Annotated in this window: 19 protein-coding genes; 2 read left to right on the top strand and 17 right to left on the bottom strand. The window is 63.6% G+C overall.

The annotated features are described in order from the left end of the window. The first annotated feature begins 37 nt into the window (after positions 1 to 37). Together ACPPVR_RS06595 and ACPPVR_RS06590 are read left to right on the top strand one after the other, a co-directional pair. Positions 38 to 646 carry a TetR/AcrR family transcriptional regulator gene (locus ACPPVR_RS06595; RefSeq protein WP_426613435.1) on the top strand — a complete coding sequence of 203 codons (609 nt, stop codon included), beginning with the start codon at positions 38 to 40 and terminating at the stop codon, positions 644 to 646. A gap of 121 nt (positions 647 to 767) precedes the next feature. Next, positions 768 to 1,127, top strand: coding sequence for a RidA family protein (locus ACPPVR_RS06590; RefSeq protein ID WP_426613434.1), 360 nt, complete (start codon positions 768 to 770; stop codon positions 1,125 to 1,127). Positions 1,128 to 1,196: 69 nt separating this feature from the next. Here the strand turns inward: ACPPVR_RS06590 and ACPPVR_RS06585 are convergent, their stop codons facing one another. The 17 genes from ACPPVR_RS06585 to urtA form a co-directional block, all read right to left on the bottom strand. Continuing rightward, positions 1,197 to 2,855 (bottom strand): CHASE domain-containing protein, encoded by a 1,659-nt coding sequence (locus ACPPVR_RS06585; protein WP_426613433.1) that lies wholly within the window; start codon positions 2,853 to 2,855, stop codon positions 1,197 to 1,199. Between the two features lie 299 nt (positions 2,856 to 3,154). After that, entirely contained in the window at positions 3,155 to 3,778 is a 624-nt protein-coding gene (gene ureG / locus ACPPVR_RS06580) for an urease accessory protein UreG (RefSeq protein WP_426613432.1), read from the bottom strand. A 45-nt stretch (positions 3,779 to 3,823) separates the two neighbouring features. Further along, on the bottom strand, positions 3,824 to 4,552 hold the full coding sequence (locus ACPPVR_RS06575) for an urease accessory protein UreF (protein ID WP_426616041.1): 729 nt from the start codon (positions 4,550 to 4,552) through the stop codon (positions 3,824 to 3,826). Continuing rightward, complete coding sequence (locus ACPPVR_RS06570) at positions 4,533 to 5,156, bottom strand: urease accessory protein UreE (protein WP_426613431.1); 624 nt, start codon at positions 5,154 to 5,156, stop codon at positions 4,533 to 4,535. The genes ACPPVR_RS06575 and ACPPVR_RS06570 overlap by 20 nt, the downstream gene beginning before the upstream one ends. Before the next feature lie 11 nt (positions 5,157 to 5,167). Then, positions 5,168 to 5,467: a putative quinol monooxygenase gene (locus tag ACPPVR_RS06565; protein WP_426613430.1), complete on the bottom strand. Its 300-nt coding sequence runs from the start codon at positions 5,465 to 5,467 to the stop codon at positions 5,168 to 5,170. A gap of 24 nt (positions 5,468 to 5,491) precedes the next feature. Continuing rightward, positions 5,492 to 5,791 (bottom strand): putative quinol monooxygenase, encoded by a 300-nt coding sequence (locus tag ACPPVR_RS06560; protein ID WP_247507330.1) that lies wholly within the window; start codon positions 5,789 to 5,791, stop codon positions 5,492 to 5,494. Positions 5,792 to 5,931: 140 nt separating this feature from the next. Beyond that, positions 5,932 to 7,647 (bottom strand): urease subunit alpha, encoded by a 1,716-nt coding sequence (ureC, locus tag ACPPVR_RS06555; RefSeq protein ID WP_426613429.1) that lies wholly within the window; start codon positions 7,645 to 7,647, stop codon positions 5,932 to 5,934. 37 nt (positions 7,648 to 7,684) lie between these two features. Further along, complete coding sequence (locus ACPPVR_RS06550) at positions 7,685 to 8,224, bottom strand: HD domain-containing protein (protein ID WP_426613428.1); 540 nt, start codon at positions 8,222 to 8,224, stop codon at positions 7,685 to 7,687. Positions 8,225 to 8,227: 3 nt separating this feature from the next. Further along, positions 8,228 to 8,668, bottom strand: a complete 441-nt coding sequence (locus ACPPVR_RS06545; protein ID WP_426613427.1) for an endonuclease domain-containing protein — start codon at positions 8,666 to 8,668, stop codon at positions 8,228 to 8,230. A gap of 93 nt (positions 8,669 to 8,761) precedes the next feature. Continuing rightward, on the bottom strand, positions 8,762 to 9,067 hold the full coding sequence (locus ACPPVR_RS06540; protein WP_426613426.1) for an urease subunit beta: 306 nt from the start codon (positions 9,065 to 9,067) through the stop codon (positions 8,762 to 8,764). Positions 9,068 to 9,077: 10 nt separating this feature from the next. Next, positions 9,078 to 9,380: an urease subunit gamma gene (locus tag ACPPVR_RS06535; RefSeq protein ID WP_426613425.1), complete on the bottom strand. Its 303-nt coding sequence runs from the start codon at positions 9,378 to 9,380 to the stop codon at positions 9,078 to 9,080. Between the two features lie 39 nt (positions 9,381 to 9,419). Further along, complete coding sequence (locus ACPPVR_RS06530; RefSeq protein ID WP_426613424.1) at positions 9,420 to 10,250, bottom strand: urease accessory protein UreD; 831 nt, start codon at positions 10,248 to 10,250, stop codon at positions 9,420 to 9,422. Positions 10,251 to 10,286: 36 nt separating this feature from the next. Then, positions 10,287 to 10,982: an urea ABC transporter ATP-binding subunit UrtE gene (gene urtE / locus ACPPVR_RS06525; protein WP_426613423.1), complete on the bottom strand. Its 696-nt coding sequence runs from the start codon at positions 10,980 to 10,982 to the stop codon at positions 10,287 to 10,289. A 3-nt stretch (positions 10,983 to 10,985) separates the two neighbouring features. Then, positions 10,986 to 11,747, bottom strand: coding sequence for an urea ABC transporter ATP-binding protein UrtD (urtD, locus tag ACPPVR_RS06520; RefSeq protein ID WP_426613422.1), 762 nt, complete (start codon positions 11,745 to 11,747; stop codon positions 10,986 to 10,988). A 5-nt stretch (positions 11,748 to 11,752) separates the two neighbouring features. Continuing rightward, complete coding sequence (gene urtC, locus ACPPVR_RS06515; RefSeq protein ID WP_426613421.1) at positions 11,753 to 12,922, bottom strand: urea ABC transporter permease subunit UrtC; 1,170 nt, start codon at positions 12,920 to 12,922, stop codon at positions 11,753 to 11,755. Continuing rightward, a complete protein-coding gene (gene urtB, locus ACPPVR_RS06510; protein WP_426613420.1) occupies positions 12,919 to 14,526 on the bottom strand; it encodes an urea ABC transporter permease subunit UrtB in 1,608 nt (535 codons plus the stop codon). The genes urtC and urtB overlap by 4 nt, the downstream gene beginning before the upstream one ends. 84 nt (positions 14,527 to 14,610) lie before the next feature. Further along, the gene (urtA, locus tag ACPPVR_RS06505) at positions 14,611 to 15,933 is read right to left on the bottom strand and encodes an urea ABC transporter substrate-binding protein (RefSeq protein WP_426613419.1); all 1,323 of its coding nucleotides are present in this window, start codon (positions 15,931 to 15,933) and stop codon (positions 14,611 to 14,613) included. Positions 15,934 to 16,180: the final 247 nt, after the last annotated feature.

The following is a 16,180-nucleotide window of genomic DNA, read 5'->3' as shown; positions in this document are numbered from 1 at the left end:
AGGAATGGCGGCTCCCCGCAAGGAGACCGGCTTGGTCATGGCGAAAGGCACGAGTGATGTGGCCGAGAGCGCGCCCCGGCGCGGCCGACCGCGCTCGATCGAGACCACCAACGCCATCCTCGAAAGCGCCTATACGCTGATGGCCACGACCGGTCTCGCCGCCACCACCATCGACGCCATCGCGCGTCACTCCGCCGTCTCCAAGATGACGATCTACAAATGGTGGCCGTCGCGGGAGGCGCTATTGATCGACGCCTTTCTTCATCACGCCGCGCAAATGCTGCCGCTACCGCCGGCGAGCGCGGGCAGCCCCGCGGTCCGCGCAAGACGCCACGCCGCAGCCTATGCCGAAGCCTTGCAAGGTGAATTCGGAAAGGTGCAGCTTGCTGTCATCTCCGAATCCATCTCCAAGACCGGCTCGGCGGAGCTGTTCTACGCACGCTATCTGCAATTCCGCCGCGACGCCCTGGTGGACATGATCGCAGCCGGCCAGAATGACGGCAGCATTCTCGCCGAGGCGCCGGCGGAGGATCTCTACGACGCGATCTATGGCAGCCTGTTCTATCGCTACGTCTTCGGCATCGCACCGATCACGTCCGCCTACGCGCGGAGTCTGGTCGACCTGGTGTTGCGGCCCAAGGCCTAGATCAAGGGCTAGACCAAGCGCTGAAAATGCTCGACGCCCGCCCCCGATTCACGTTCCACGCTTTGGTGATAAGAATGCGCGGAAACCTCACGCCTCATTCCACAGGAGCATCAGTCTCATCATGATCAAACGCATCTTGCCATACGAAGGGTTGCTTCACGAAGTGGTCGAGCATGGAGGCGTGCTTTACATCGGCGGAATCGTCGCCGAGGACACGAGCCTTGACATGTCAGGTCAGGCAAACGATGTGCTTGGCCAGTTGTCGCGTCTGCTGAAGGCTCTCGGATCCGACCTCGCCAACGTCTTGCAGGTGACCATCTTCGTTACGAATCTTGGCGAGAAGGTTGCGTTCAATGCGGCTTGGAAGGCGCACTTTGCGGAAGCTCATCTGCCGGCGCGCGCCGTCGTCGGCGTGGCCGACCTCGGAGCAGGCGTGAAGCTTGAGATGACCGCAATCGCTGCTCGACTGACCTCGACCTGAAGCCCAGGCGCGGAGCATGCTCGTCAAACGCCTGCCGCTAGCTGACTCACAATTGGAAGGCCGCGAGACTCACCGCGCCGGCTTCACCGGCTGCGAAAGCTTTTCGGTGCGGTCGCGCTCGGACATGTCAACGACCGTTTCCATCGGCGCGGTCAGCTCGTAGACATAGGAAACGTCGGTGAAATAGCGCTTGGCGGCACCGCCAAGCGCTTCGGGCGCGACGCGATCCAGCAGGATCAGGCCGAAATCGGAATCCGGGCGGCGCGTCGCCTCGCTGGTGTTGAACTCCTCCCAGCGAAACTGGAAGACCTCGCTGCCCTCCTCACCCGTCACCGTCCAGTTTGCGGTGATATGCGGATGCTTGCCGACCAGCGACAGGCCTTCGTCGGAATGCGAGGCGAGCTCGAAGAACAACAGCGACAGGCTCTGCGCGGCGCGCGCGCTGACTGCGATGTCCGGGCCGCTGACGGCGATGCGATCGGCATGCGGGATGGCACGCGCCTCGAACAGGCCTTTCAGCTTGACGCCCTGCCACTGGCTTTCGCTGAGCAGCGAGACCACGTTGGACATGGCGTGGATGCGGCCAATCAGGAGCTCGCGCGCGACGTCGATGTCCGAACCGTGGCGCAGCGTGCGCGTCACGATCGATTGGATCACTGCGAGGATGTTCTTCACGCGATGATTGAGCTCGTCGATCACCGCCGTCAGCCGCCGCTCGAAGCCGATCCGCACCTGGATTTCGCGGCTGAGCCGCAGATTGTTGTAGGCGACATAACCGAACAGGCCGCACACCATCGCCGTGATGGCAAAGCCGATCGCCGCCACGATGATGGCGGTCTGCTCGGCGCGGCGCGCGGAGTTGGTCTTCGCGTAATAGCCGAGCTGCCAGTCGCGGCCGCCGAAGCTCACGGTGCGCGTCGCCGATGGTGCCGGTCCCTCCGGCGTCGTCACGCGTGTGGAGACGACGCCCTGGTCGTTGGAAATGAGCTCGCTGCCTTCCTTGCGCGGATCCTTCAAGGCGACCGAGAACAACGACATATCGTCGTTGGTCAGCATCAGCGAAGCCAACTCGTAGGAAAAGGTAATGAAGCCGGCCGGCTCGGTCGCGCCCTCAGGAATGACGGGGGCAGCGACGATGACACCGATCGGCCCGTCCCCGCGCAGCAGAGGAACCGGGTCGGAGGCGACCGACCGCTTCTCGATCCTGGCACGCGCCAGCATCGCACTGCGGACCTGGTCCTGGTCATAGCTGCGGCCGGGCAGCGCCTTGGTCTCGTCGCTGCGCGGCTCGAGGTCCATCAGCACGTCGATCGGCTGGGTGAGGCCGGCCGGGTCGATCGGTTTGTCGTTGTAGTCGCGGATCTGCGGATTCGGGAAGCCGGCGGCTGCGATCGCGGCCTGCGCCGCGGCCAACTCGTTCGGCTGAAGCCGGGCCACCCAGCCGGCCACCACGAAATCGGTCTTGAAGGCGTAGATCGCCGAGCGGAGCGGCTCCAGCATGTTCGGCTTCAGCACGGACGGCGCGCGGAACAGGCCTGAGGCGACACGCGCCAGCAGCTCACGTTCGGTCGACCTGTCCTGGACAAGGCTGGCATGAACGTCGATCGCGCGGGCCAGCGCGATCCGGTCCAGCGCCAGCTCCTGGTCGTGGACGCGATAAGCCGCAAGCCCGGAGAGCAAGGCTCCGAGCAGAGCGATAAAGCCGATGATGAAACCCAGCCGGACCACGCGACTACTCAGGCGAAGGCAGGAGGTCGGCAATTAACACGGAGCATATGAACGCCGCTCGAACGGCCATGTGCCGAAACAGGGTGGACCCCAGTCGCCGGGATAATGAAGGAGGAGGCATCTATACGCAACGTGGGTCGCCCAAAAAGCTTAATACGCCCGGCCGATCGACCGGCCAGAACGGCCTTGCTCCGGGCACCGGAGATAGTTAATCGCCGTGTCCGAAATTTGTTCCGCAGCTTACGGCTTTGCCCCAGACGTTAACGGCGGAAAACGCCTGCGCCATGTCGCCGCGCCCGTCAGCCCGCCCGTTTCAGCCCGCCTTTGGCCTCAATGAAGCCGACGATGCGGTCGAGCCCGTCGCTCTTCTTCAGGTTGGTCATGACGAAGGGGCGCTCGCCCCGCATCCGCCTGGCATCCGTCTCCATCTTCTCCAGCGACGCCCCGACATGGGGCGCGAGGTCGATCTTGTTGATGACCAGAAGGTCGGACCGGGTGATGCCGGGGCCGCCCTTTGATGGGATCTTGTCGCCGGCGGCAACGTCGATCACGTAGATGGTGAGATCGGCAAGCTCCGGCGAGAAAGTCGCCGCCAGATTGTCGCCGCCGGACTCGATCAGCACGAGGTCAAGCCCGGGAAATTTGGCGCGCATGTCGGCGACCGCGGCCAAATTCATCGAAGCGTCCTCGCGTATCGCGGTGTGCGGGCAGCCGCCGGTCTCGACGCCGGCGATGCGGTCCGGCGTCAGCGAGCCCGAGCGCACCAAAAATTCCGCATCCCATTTGGTGTAGATGTCGTTGGTGATCGCGGCGATGTCGTAGCGCTCGCGCATGGTCTTGCAGAGCAGGTCCATCAGCGCGGTCTTGCCCGATCCGACCGGACCGCCGATGCCGACACGCAAGGGGCCGTGAGAAGTCGCCATTGATTCTTTCCTATCGTCGTCCTGGCGAAAGCCAACATGATGTGATCACGACCGAAACAGCCGCGTATATTGCGTCTCGTGCCGCAGGCTGGCGAGATCGGCGCGGAAGGTTGCGCTGCCGAGATCGTCCAGCGTCGCGCTGAGCGCACGATTTGCGGTCGCGGCGACGGCGGCCTCCAGCCTCACCAGCACGCGCTGGCAATCGGTCTGGCCAAGCGGAATGAGGCGGCTGGCCGCGGAAATCCAGTTCGAGACCACGGCGTGCAGGAAGGCGTGCAGCGTCGGCGCCAGCGGCACGCCATGCATCGCGGCGACCACGCCGACGGCGACGGGATAGACCAGTGGCGTGCTGCATGCCGCGACCATGACATCCAGCCCGTCCGCATCCCACGCCGCGCGGGAGATATCGATGAAGGCACGTCCCTGCGAGGTCGTCTCGAGCTGCCGCTCGCGCGATGGCACGAAGGCCGCGGCGAGCTCGGCGATATCACGCAATATGGCATCCTCGCCCGCCTCGGCGGCACGATAGGTATGGACCAGGAAGGTCGCATCGCAAAAGCCCGAGCCGTCGCCGAGCATGGCATCGAGCCAATCGGCCAGCGTTGCCGTGTCGACGATGTCGCCTGCCTCGACCGCCCATTCGATGCCACTGGAAAAGGAAAAGCCGCCGACCGGAAAGGCCGGCGACAGCCAGGTCATGAGCCGATACAGCGCCGCCGCCTCGCGCTTGGCGAGGTCGCCGGCACTGACCGGCTCATTTGTGGTCATGAGCATGGCCGTGGCCGTGGTGATGGTCGGGGTGGTCACAATGCTCGTCGTGGTGATGATGGTCGTGCCCATGGTCATGCGCTGCATGATCATGGGCATGGTGGTCATGGCCGTGATGATCGTGGTGGCCATGATCGTGATCGTGATCCGCATGATCGTCGTGGCCGTGCGGATGGCCGGCATCGGCGTAAGCACCGCCTTCGGGATCGAACGGCGCCTCGATCTCGACCACACGTGCACCAAGGCCCTTGACCATCTCTTCAATGACATGGTCGCGGCGGATGCGCAGGCTCTTGGCCGTGAGCTGCGTCGGCAGATGACGGTTGCCGAGATGCCAGGCGACGCGGATGAGGTGGTGCGGATCGTGGCCGCGAATCTCGAGCAGCGGCTCGGGCGCCGCGACCACTTCGACCAGCCGGCCGTCCTCCAGCACCAGCGCATCGCCGCCGCGCAGCGCGACGGCATTCTCCAGGTCGAGCAGGAATTCGAGACCCCGCGTCCCCGTCATCGCCATGCGGCGCCGATGCCGATCGTCGAAATCGAGCACGATCGTATCTGCCGGCGCTTCCGTGAAGCGGTGCTGTCCCTTGACCTGCGTCGCCCGGATCATGCGCTATATCCTCAGAGCTTCTCGACCTTGCCGTCGCTGATGATCTCGATCACCGTCGGCGCCGTCTTCATCTGCGCGGAATATTCACGCCACACCTTCATGTGCGGTGCTCTGCCGTGGGCGTTGAGATCCTCGCGGGTCTCCCAACGCTCGACCACCACGTACTGATTGGGGTTGTTGACACTGACATTGCCGTCATAGGAGAGGCAACCCTTCTCCTTCAGCGTCTCGACGGTGCAGGCCTTGTGCCCCTTGATGAAGTCATCCTTGTTTTCCGGCTTCATGGGCGTGGTGGCGATGACATAGATCATGAGGGTTATTCCCTGTTGTTCTTGTTAGCGAACGTCGACCTTCTCGGGCGTGATCACTTCGATCTTCGGCGGCGCCGTAAAACACTTAACCGCGACGCGGCCGAACGTCTTCATGTGCTCCTGGCCGCGATGCGGCACCAGCGCCTCGGCATTCTCCCACTGCTCTACGAACACCATCTTGGAGGGATCGGTGACGCTCTCATGCAAATCATAGGCGATATTGCCGGGTTCCTTGCGCGTCTCCTTGATGCAGGCGGTGGCGGCTGCAATGAATTCGGCGCGCGTCTCGGGCTTGATGGTCAGGGTGGCAACGACGTAGATCACGAGAAATCCTCCCGGCTTTTCTTCTGGGTTAAGATACCGGGCGGGACCTTAAACCAGGCGGGTTCGAACGCAAAACCGGAAAAGCCGCCCCAAGACACGCAACTGGGACATGCGCCGGGAACATGCGTCGAGGCGCTATTTCAGTACATGAAATATCGCTGCGCCATCGGCAGCACCTCGGCGGGCGCGCAGGTGAGCAGTTCGCCGTCGGCGCGCACCTCATAGGTCTCCGGATCGACCTCAATATTGGGCGTGGCGTCGTTGTGGATCATGCTTTTCTTCGAGATTTTTCCGCGGGTGTTCTGGACGGCATAGAGCTTCTTGTCGATGCCGAGCTTGCGCGCCAGCCCGCCCGTGATCGCAGCCTTCGAGGTGAAGACCACGGAAGTTGCCGTGCGCGCCTTGCCGAAGGCGCCGAACATCGGTTGGTAGTGCACCGGCTGCGGCGTCGGGATCGAGGCGTTGGGATCGCCCATGGGCGCGGCGACGATCATGCCGCCCTTGACGATGCAGTCCGGCTTGACGCCGAAGAAGGCCGGCGACCACAGCACGAGGTCGGCGAGCTTGCCCTTCTCCACCGAGCCGATCAATTTTGACACGCCATGCGCAATCGCGGGGTTGATCGTGTATTTGGCGATGTAGCGCTTGACGCGAAAATTGTCGTTATCCGTGCCCTTGTCCTGCGGAAGCGACCCGCGCTGCTTCTTCATCTTGTCGGCGGTCTGCCAGGTCCGGATAATGACCTCGCCGAGGCGGCCCATGGCCTGGGAGTCCGAGGACATCATCGAGAGCGCGCCGAGATCGTGCAGGATGTCTTCGGCCGCGATCGTCTCCTTGCGGATACGGCTCTCAGCGAACGCCAAATCTTCCGCGATCGAGGGATCGAGATGGTGGCACACCATCAGCATATCCAGATGCTCGTCGATGGTGTTGCGCGTGAACGGCCGCGTCGGATTGGTCGAGGACGGCAGCACGTTCTTCAGGCCCGCGACCTTGATGATGTCAGGCGCATGCCCGCCACCCGCGCCCTCGGTGTGGAAGGCATGGATGGTGCGGCCCTTGAAGGCCTTGATCGTATCCTCGACGAAGCCGGATTCGTTCAGCGTGTCGGTGTGGATCATGACCTGGATGTCGTAATCGTCGGCAACCGACAGGCAGTTGTCGATCGCCGCCGGCGTCGTGCCCCAGTCCTCGTGCAGCTTCAGCGCACAGGCGCCGGCCTTGATCATCTCGACCAGTGCGGCTGGGCGCGACGCATTGCCCTTGCCTGAAATGCCGAGATTGACCGGAAACGCGTCGAACGACTGGATCATCCGCCCCATGTGCCACGGGCCGGGCGTACAGGTGGTCGCGAAGGTGCCGTGCGATGGGCCGGTGCCGCCGCCGAGCATCGAGGTGACGCCCGACATCAGCGCATGCTCGATCTGCTGCGGGCAGATGAAATGGATGTGGCTGTCGAAGCCGCCGGCGGTGAGGATCTTGCCTTCGCCCGCGATCACGTCGGTGCCCGGGCCGACGATAATGGTCACGCCCGGCTGGATGTCGGGATTGCCGGCCTTGCCGATGCCAGCGATCATGCCGTCCTTGATCGCGACATCGGCCTTCACGATGCCCCAGTGATCGACGATCAACGCATTGGTGATGACGGTGTCGGCCGCACCCTGCTTGTTGGTCACCTGCGACTGCCCCATGCCGTCGCGGATCACCTTGCCGCCGCCGAACTTCACCTCCTCGCCGTAGGTGGTGAAATCCTTCTCGACCTCGATGATGAGGTCGGTGTCGGCGAGCCGCACCTTGTCGCCTGTGGTCGGGCCGAACATGTCGGCATAGACGGAACGCTTCATCTTGACGGACATCACAAGCCCCGTTTGCGTTTGAATGTTGTGTCAGTGCTCACAGCGAGGCCCTCGCCGTACGCACTGCATCGTCGAATTTTGTGTCGAGCCACGAATTGCCGCCGCGGCAACCGGCGACCACCTGCTCGGCCCAGCCGGTGTAATCGAGAAGGTCGTCGCGCTCCTCCCCGGTCGGGTCGGCATGGATACGCGCGCCAATATTGCTGATCTTGTCGGCGATCTTGATCAACCTGGCGCTCGCCGATTTTTTCGGCGCGTCGATCACCTGCCGCCGTCGCCGCTCGGCCTTCGGCAAGCTCATGTCGTCGGTGCACTCGACGACGAGAGCGGCCACACGATCGGAGAATTTCTGCGCGAGCTCTTCCCGCGTCGTGTCGGAGTCTTCAATCACATCATGCAGCCACCCGGCCGCCACCAGCTCGGCGTCGGCCCCATCGGTCGCGGCGGCGAGCAAGTTCGCGACCTCGGCAAGGTGGTTGATATAAGGTTCATCCCCCCGCCCCTTGCGCGCCATCCCGTTGTGCCGGCGCGCAGCCAGCTCAGCAGCTTCGGAGATGAGGCGGACGGCGGCGAGCATGCCTTACGTCTCCTCGACGCCATCGGACGCACCGCTCTCTCCGTTCCCTCCCCCCTTGCGGGGGAGGGTCAGGGAGGGGGGTGCTCCGGGCTCCGCTGCCTGAAGGATGGCGAGAGCCACACCCTCCAGGTCTTTCATCACGTCTTCATTGGTGGAGCGCAACACGCGATAGCCGCGGGATGCGGACCACTTGTCGCGCTGCGCGTCCTTACGGAGACTTTCCTCGAAATCATGACTTTCGCCATCGACCTCGACAATAAGCTTGCCTGAATGGGCGACGAAATCGGCGACGTAATTGCCCATGGGCGCCTGCCGGCGAAAGCCGAGGCGAGCCAGGCGATGCGCCTTGAGATGGCGCCACAACAGCGTCTCTGCACGCGTCATCGCGCGCCGCAGCTGTCTGGCTCGAGCTCTTTGTAACGGAGAGACCTCGTCGTGTGGCATACCCCTCTCCCCAACCCTCCCCCGCAAGGGGGGAGGGAGCCCGACCATTGTGCTCACCTCACTGTGGATCACCGCACTCGCCTCAACTTACGCTCACAGCTTCCCCATCACGTCGCCGCGGAAGCCGTAAATCGTCTTCTTGCCGGCCACCGCGACGAGCTGGACGTCGCGGGTCTGGCCGGGCTCGAAGCGGACGGCGGTGCCGGCGGCGATGTTGAGGCGCATGCCGCGGGCCTTCTTGCGGTCGAACTTCAGAGCCGGGTTGGTCTCGAAGAAATGGTAGTGCGAGCCGACCTGGATCGGGCGGTCGCCGGTGTTGGCGACCGTGAGCGTCACGGTCTTGCGGCCGGCATTGAGCTCGATCTCGCCGTCCTTGATGAAGAGTTCGCCGGGAATCATGCTCTCGCTCCTATCTGATCGGATCATGCACGGTGACGAGCTTGGTGCCGTCCGGGAACGTCGCCTCGACCTGGATGTCGTGGATCATCTCGGGGATGCCAGGCATCACCTGGTCGCGGGTCAAGACTTGCGCACCGGACTGCATCAACTCGGCGACGGTGCGGCCGTCGCGCGCGCCTTCGAGGATGAAGTCGGAGATGATTGCAATCGCCTCGGGATGGTTGAGCTTGACGCCGCGCTCCAGCCTGCGGCGCGCCACGATGGCCGCCATCGAGATCAGAAGCTTGTCCTTTTCGCGGGGAGACAGGTTCATGCGAAATCTCTTCCGTTCAACACGTCAATTCAGCCATCGTCAATTCAGCCACAGCCGCGGCAGCGCCGCGCCGGTGCGCGCCAGTACGGCCATCATGTCGGCGCGCAAGCGGGCCGCATCTTGGGCACAGAACCGCGCCATTGCAAATCCATTCCAGGCCGATATCCCGACCTCGCCGGAGAAAGAGTCCGACGCCTCGCGGAGGCGCTCGACCAGCGCCTCGTCGCCGGGAGCAATCAAGGCCGTGCCGATCGCCGCGCCGCCTTTCGCGACCGCCGATCGCGCAAGTTTTGCGCCGATATTGCCGTCGAGCCTGACAGTCTCGGCAAAGACCAGCTTGCCGCCACGACGCAACCGCCAGCGGTCGACGAATTCTCCCTGCTCCATCCGCTCGCCCATGGCGGTGCGGCCGAACACCACGATCTCGCACAGCAGGAGCGAGGCTCCCTCGTCGATCTCGATGTCGAAGCGGCGCTGCACGCGCGCGCGGTCGAACAGGATGGTCTCCTGCGGCAGCCAGCCGAGATGCGAACCTGCGGCGACCTTGAGCGCGATGTTGAGCTGCGCCGCCGGACCCGGCGCGCGGTAGACCTTTTCCGCGGCCGCCGTGGTCAGCGTCAGCCGCGCTGCGTCCGCAGCGGTGATCTCGATGTCGAAGCGATCACCGCCCGCGACGCCGCCGGCCGTGTTGACGAACACGCCGGACAGGCCGTCGTCCTCCGGCGAGGGAAAGCGCACGCGCAGGGAGCCGGATTCATGCAAGGTGCCACGCCGTGTCACGCCGTCGCGGGCGTGCACGTCGAAGCGCACCGCGCCGCGGGCGCGGTTGGCCTCGAACACAGGCGATGCGGTTGTCAGTTCGCTGCGCATCCGTCTCCCCAGCCGGTCGCGGCAGGATTTTCCGGCTTACAGCGCCATCTGGCGGCTGATTTCGCTCGGATCGAGATTGGTGCGGTCGCAGGTGAACTTCACCGCGCCGCGATCCATCACCGCAAAACTGTCGCCGAGTTCGCAGGCAAAGTCGAGATATTGTTCGACCAGCACGATGGCGATGTTGCCGAGGTTACGCAGATAGGAGATCGCGCGGCCGATGTCCTTGATGATCGAGGGCTGGATGCCCTCGGTCGGCTCGTCGAGCAGCAGCAGTTTCGGCCGCATCACCAGCGCGCGTCCGATCGCGAGCTGCTGCTGTTGGCCGCCGGAGAGATCGCCGCCGCGCCGGCCGAGCATGGTTTGCAGCACCGGAAACAGCGAGAACACGTCGTCCGGAATGTGCTTGTCCTCGCGCTTGAGCGGGCCGAAGCCGGTCTTGAGGTTCTCCTCAACCGTCAGCAGCGGAAAGATCTCGCGGCCCTGCGGTACGAAGCCGATGCCCTTGCGCGCCCGCTCATACGGCTTGAGGCCGCTGATATCGCTGCCGTCGAACACGATCGCGCCCGACGAAATCGGATACTGCCCGACCATGGCGCGGAGCAGCGAGGTCTTGCCGACGCCGTTACGCCCGAGCACGCAGGTCACCTTGCCCGGCTCGGCCGCAATCGAGACGCCGCGCAGCGCCTGCGCCGCGCCGTAGAACAGGTTGATGTCCTTGACTTCAAGCATGGCTCAGCGTCCCAGATACACTTCGATGACCCGCTCGTTGGACGAGACCTGGTCGATGGTTCCTTCGGCCAGCACGGTGCCCTCGTGCAGACAGGTGACCTTGACGCCGAGCTCGCGCACGAACGTCATGTCGTGTTCGACCACCATGACGGTGTGGGTCTTGTTGATTTCCTTGAGCAGCTCGGCGGTCAGATGCGTCTCGACGTCGGTCATCCCGGCGACGGGCTCATCGACGAGGAGCAGTTTCGGGTCCTGCGCCAGAAGCATGCCGATCTCGAGCCACTGCTTCTGGCCGTGGCTGAGGCTGCCGGCGAGGCGATTGCGCGCGTCAGTCAGGCGGATCGTCTCCAGCACCTTGTCGATGCGCTCGGATTCGGCCTTGCTGCCGCGCCAGAACAGCGTGCCCTTGACACTGTGATCGACATTGAGCGCGAGCAGGAGATTGTCCTGCACGGTCTGGCTCTCGAACACGGTCGGCTTCTGGAATTTTCGGCCGATGCCGAGCTCGGCGATACGGGTCTCATCCAGCCGCGTCAGATCGGTGACACCGTCGAACAGCACCGTGCCCTCGTCGGGCTTGGTCTTGCCGGTGATGATGTCCATCATCGTAGTCTTGCCGGCGCCGTTCGGGCCGATGATGGCGCGCATCTCGCCGGGCGCGAGCGTCAGCGACAGATTGTTGATGGCGTGGAAGCCGTCGAACGAGACGTGCACGCCGTCGAGATAGAGCATTGCGGAGGTTGCGCGGGTATCCATGACGTTCATCGCGCCTACTCCGCCATCTTTGGTTCGGTGACGCCGTCTTCGGCCGCTGCGCTCGCAGTGGTCTCAGCGGAGCGCTTTTCTTTCGACGATTCCCACCAGGCGTTGAAGGTGCCGACGATGCCCTTCGGCAGCAGCAGCGTCACCAGGATGAACATCGCGCCCAGCATGAACAGCCAGTACGGCGCGAGCATGCCTGAGGTGAAGACCGTCTTGGCGTAATTGACGACGACGGCCCCCAGCGCGGCACCGACCAAGGTGCCGCGGCCGCCGACCGCGACCCAGATCACCGCCTCGATCGAGTTGCCCGGCGCGAACTCGGATGGATTGATGATGCCGACCTGCGGCACGTAGAGCGCTCCGGCGACGCCGGCCATGCAGGCCGACACCGTGAACACGAACAGCTTGTAGGATTCGACGCGGTAGCCGAGGAAGCGCGTCCGCGATTCTGCGTCTCGCACCGCGATCAGTACCTTGCCGAGCTTGGACGAGACAATGGCTCGGCAGATCAGGAAGCCGGCGATCAGTGCCAGGCAGCTCAGCGCGAACAGCGCGGCGCGAGTCCCCTCCGCCTGCACATTGAAGCCGAGAATGTCCTTGAAATCGGTCAGGCCGTTGTTGCCGCCGAAGCCGAAATCGTTGCGGAAGAAGGCGAGCAGCAGCGCATAAGTCATCGCCTGCGTGATGATCGACAAATAGACGCCGGTGACGCGGGAGCGGAAGGCGAGCCAGCCGAAGCAGAACGCGAGCAGGCCGGGCACGAACAGCACCATCAGCGCGGCGAACCAGAACATGTCGAAGCCGTACCAGGACCACGGCAGCTTCGAATAATTCAGGAACACCATGAAGTCGGGCAGGACCGGATTGCCGTAGACACCGCGGGTGCCGATCTGCCGCATCAGATACATTCCCATCGCGTAGCCGCCGAGCGCGAAGAACGCGCCATGGCCGAGCGAGAGAATGCCGCAATAGCCCCAGATCAGGTCGATCGAGAGCGCCAGGATGGCGTAGCAGACATATTTGCCCCAAAGCGCGACCAGATAGGTCGGCACTTGCAGGAACGAACCTGCCGGCAGCAGCAGGTTGGAGAGCGGAATCAAAATCCCGCAGGCCGCGACGACGGCGAGGAAGATCGTCGCGCCGCGGTCCAGCGATCGCGTCAGCATGTGAGGGGTCATGCTTCCACCGCACGGCCCTTGAGCGCGAACAGGCCGCGCGGGCGCTTCTGAATGAACAGGATGATGAGGACCAGGATGGCGATCTTGCCAAGCACGGCACCGGCCATCGGCTCCAGGAACTTGTTGGCGATGCCGAGCGTGAAGGCGCCGACCAGCGTGCCCCAGAGATTGCCGACCCCGCCGAACACCACGACCATGAAACTGTCGATGATGTAGCTCTGGCCGAGATTGGGGCTGACATTGTCGATCTGCGACAGCGCCACGCCGGCAATGCCGGCGATGCCCGAGCCGAGGCCGAAGGTCAGCGCATCGACGCGCGAGGTGGCTATGCCCATCGAGGCCGCCATGCGGCGGTTCTGCGTCACGGCGCGCATCTCGAGGCCGAGCGCGGTATAGCGCAGCATCGCGAGCAGGATCGCGAACACCGCAAGCGTGAAGACAAGGATCCAGAGCCGGTTATAGGTGATGGTGATCTGGCCGAGCTCGAACGCACCGCTCATCCAGGAGGGGTTGCCGACCTCGCGGTTGGTCGGGCCGAACATGGTACGCACCGCCTGCTGGAGCACCAGCGACAGGCCCCAGGTCGCGAGCAGCGTCTCCAGCGGACGGCCATAGAGGAAGCGGATGATGCTGCGCTCGATCAGCACGCCAATCGCGCCTGCGACGAGGAAGGCGAGCGGCACGGCGATCAGCAACGAATAGTCGAACAGGCCGGGATAGCGGGTGCGGATCACCTCCTGCACCACGAAAGTCGTGTAAGCGCCGATCATCACCATCTCGCCATGCGCCATGTTGATGACGCCCATTACGCCGAAGGTGATGGCAAGCCCGATCGCGGCGAGCAGCAGCACCGAGCCGAGCGAGAGGCCGTACCAGGCATTCTGCACCGTGGACCAGACCGCAAGCGAACTCTGGATCGAGCCGATCGCGCTCGCCGCCGCCTTGGTCACCGAGGCCGGCTGGTCACCCATGCCGGTGAGCAGCGCCAGCGCTTCCTGGTCGCCGCGGGCCTTGAGGGTCGCGACAGCCTCGAGCTTATCGACCTCGGTGGCGTCCGACTTGAACAGCAGGATGGCCGCGCGGGCGTCACCCAGCGCGCTCTTGACCGATTTGTTGGTTTCCTTGGCGAGCGCACCCTCGACGGCCTCGAGCGCAGTCTCCTCATGCGATTTGAAGACGGATTGCGCGGCCTGGAGGCGCGTGGTCAGATCCGGCGACTGGAGTGTGAGACCACCGACTGCGGCGTCGACGCTGCGGCGCAGGCGATTGTTGAGACGGACGGCGCTTGCACTGTCAGGCACGCTGGCAACGGGCTGGCCGGTCGCGGCATCGATCGACTTGCCGTCGGCGCCGGTGACGTAAACCTTCTTGCTGTCCGGATCGGCCATCAGACGGCCGTCCTGGAGCGCGCTGATGATGGGGAAAGCCAGCGGATTGCCGCTGCTCGCGACCACGCCGATCGCCTCTTCCGTGTCGGAAAAATCGTCGTTGGCGAATTTGGCGACCGCGTCCTCGAACGGACCGGCGAAAGCCGGCAATGCGAACGCGATCAGGAACAAGGAGAGCACAAGCGAACAGAGACGGGCAGACAAATTGGCTGGCACTGTGAATGACCCCGGCAGAAATGGGTGGAGAAGGCGGCGGGATCGCCGCCTTCTCCGGTCGTGTAACAGGCCGTCAGATCCGGATCAGGAGCCCGAACCGAGGCACTTGTTGGTCTTGACGTTGTAGTTGCCGCACTTCTTCTCGACCCAGTCACCAATCAGGTCCTTGGAGCCGTCGAGCTCCTTCGACCAGGCGTCGCCAGCAACGAGACCCGGCGTCTTCCAGACCACGTCGAACTGACCGTTCGCCTTGATCTCGCCGATGAACACCGGCTTGGTGATGTGGTGGTTCGGCAGCATCTTCGACACGCCGCCGGTCAGGTTCGGCGCTTCGGTGCCGGGAAGGGCAGCGATCACCTTGTCCGGATCAGTCGACTTCACCTTCTCGACCGCCTTCACCCACATATTGAAGCCGATCACGTGCGCTTCCATCGGGTCGTTGGTCGTGCGCTTCGGGTTCTTGGTGTAGGCCTGCCAATCCTTGATGAACTTCTCGTTCGCCGGGGTCTTGATCGACTCGAAGTAGTTCCAGGCGGCGAGATGGCCGAGCAGCGGCTTGGTGTCGATGCCGGCGAGTTCTTCCTCACCCACCGAGAACGCGACCACCGGGATGTCCTTCGCCTTGATCCCCTGGTTGCCGAGCTCCTTGTAGAAGGGAACGTTGGCGTCGCCGTTGATGGTCGAGACCACCGCGGTCTTCTTGCCGGCCGAGCCGAACTTCTTGATGTCGGCCACGATCGTCTGCCAGTCGGAGTGACCGAACGGCGTGTAGTTGATCATAATGTCTTCCTGGGCGACACCCTTCGACTTCAGATAGGCTTCCAGGATCTTGTTGGTGGTGCGCGGATAGACGTAGTCGGTGCCCGCGAGCACCCAGCGCTTCACCTTCTCTTCCTTCATCAGGTAATCGACGGCAGGGATCGCCTGCTGGTTCGGCGCCGCTCCCGTGTAGAACACGTTGCGCTCGCTCTCCTCGCCCTCGTACTGCACGGGGTAGAACAGGATGTTGTTGAGCTCCTTGAACACCGGGAGCACCGACTTGCGCGACACCGAGGTCCAGCAGCCGAACACGACCGAGACCTTGTCCTTGGTGATCAGCTCACGCGCCTTCTCGGCGAACAGCGGCCAGTTCGAAGCGGGGTCGACGACGACGGCCTCGAGCTTCTTGCCGAGCACGCCGCCCTTCTTGTTCTGCTCGTCGATCAGGAAGAGAATCGTGTCCTTCAGCGTGGTTTCGCTGATGGCCATGGTGCCGGAGAGAGAATGAAGCACGCCGACCTTGATGGTGTCGTCCGCGGCCTTCGCGCCGGAAATGGAAGCCAGGCCGAGCATTAGCCCGGCGGTCGCGGCGAGCACGCCGCGGCGGCTAAATGACGCCGCTATATCGTGAGTGGATTTGTTAAGCATGAGTTTATCATCTCCCTGACGCAGACGTGAAAAAAGACGCTGCGAAACGGCCCCACGGCCGCCTGCGATTAACGGAATCGCAAGAACCATGCCATGGGCTGGATACCTTACAAGCCATTGTTAAAGCTGGATAATCTGGTCGCAATCAAAGTTTCGCCGCAGTCTGACTGCTCAAGATTTGGGCGAATAAAATGTATGCTTATGTGGCAGCCAGTCTATTTTGTAAGCAAAACGCTGCTTCTGGCTA

The sequence above is a fragment of the Bradyrhizobium sp. McL0616 genome (genome assembly GCF_049993385.1).
Classification (GTDB): Bacteria; Pseudomonadota; Alphaproteobacteria; order Rhizobiales; family Xanthobacteraceae; genus Bradyrhizobium.
The sequence above is the reverse complement of the archived record's forward strand: the minus strand, read 5'-3'. Positions and strand labels throughout refer to the sequence as shown.

Bases quoted from the DNA above. Each gene is read 5' to 3' on its own strand.
- ACPPVR_RS06565 (WP_426613430.1), bottom strand. From the start codon at position 5,467: ATGATCTATGTCATCGCCACCACGCCCATGAAGCCGGAAAACAAGGAT.
- ACPPVR_RS06540 (WP_426613426.1), bottom strand. From the start codon at position 9,067: ATGATTCCCGGCGAACTCTTCATCAAGGACGGCGAGATCGAGCTCAAT.
- ureC (WP_426613429.1), bottom strand. From the start codon at position 7,647: ATGTCCGTCAAGATGAAGCGTTCCGTCTATGCCGACATGTTCGGCCCG.
- urtC (WP_426613421.1), bottom strand. From the start codon at position 12,922: ATGACCCCTCACATGCTGACGCGATCGCTGGACCGCGGCGCGACGATC.
- ACPPVR_RS06535 (WP_426613425.1), bottom strand. From the start codon at position 9,380: ATGAACCTGTCTCCCCGCGAAAAGGACAAGCTTCTGATCTCGATGGCG.
- ACPPVR_RS06575 (WP_426616041.1), bottom strand. From the start codon at position 4,552: ATGCTCATGACCACAAATGAGCCGGTCAGTGCCGGCGACCTCGCCAAG.
- urtD (WP_426613422.1), bottom strand. From the start codon at position 11,747: ATGAACGTCATGGATACCCGCGCAACCTCCGCAATGCTCTATCTCGAC.
- urtE (WP_426613423.1), bottom strand. From the start codon at position 10,982: ATGCTTGAAGTCAAGGACATCAACCTGTTCTACGGCGCGGCGCAGGCG.
- ACPPVR_RS06550 (WP_426613428.1), bottom strand. From the start codon at position 8,224: ATGCTCGCCGCCGTCCGCCTCATCTCCGAAGCTGCTGAGCTGGCTGCG.
- ACPPVR_RS06545 (WP_426613427.1), bottom strand. From the start codon at position 8,668: ATGCCACACGACGAGGTCTCTCCGTTACAAAGAGCTCGAGCCAGACAG.
- urtA (WP_426613419.1), bottom strand. From the start codon at position 15,933: ATGCTTAACAAATCCACTCACGATATAGCGGCGTCATTTAGCCGCCGC.
- ureG (WP_426613432.1), bottom strand. From the start codon at position 3,778: ATGGCGACTTCTCACGGCCCCTTGCGTGTCGGCATCGGCGGTCCGGTC.
- ACPPVR_RS06530 (WP_426613424.1), bottom strand. From the start codon at position 10,250: ATGCGCAGCGAACTGACAACCGCATCGCCTGTGTTCGAGGCCAACCGC.
- ACPPVR_RS06590 (WP_426613434.1), top strand. From the start codon at position 768: ATGATCAAACGCATCTTGCCATACGAAGGGTTGCTTCACGAAGTGGTC.
- ACPPVR_RS06570 (WP_426613431.1), bottom strand. From the start codon at position 5,156: ATGATCCGGGCGACGCAGGTCAAGGGACAGCACCGCTTCACGGAAGCG.
- ACPPVR_RS06595 (WP_426613435.1), top strand. From the start codon at position 38: ATGGCGAAAGGCACGAGTGATGTGGCCGAGAGCGCGCCCCGGCGCGGC.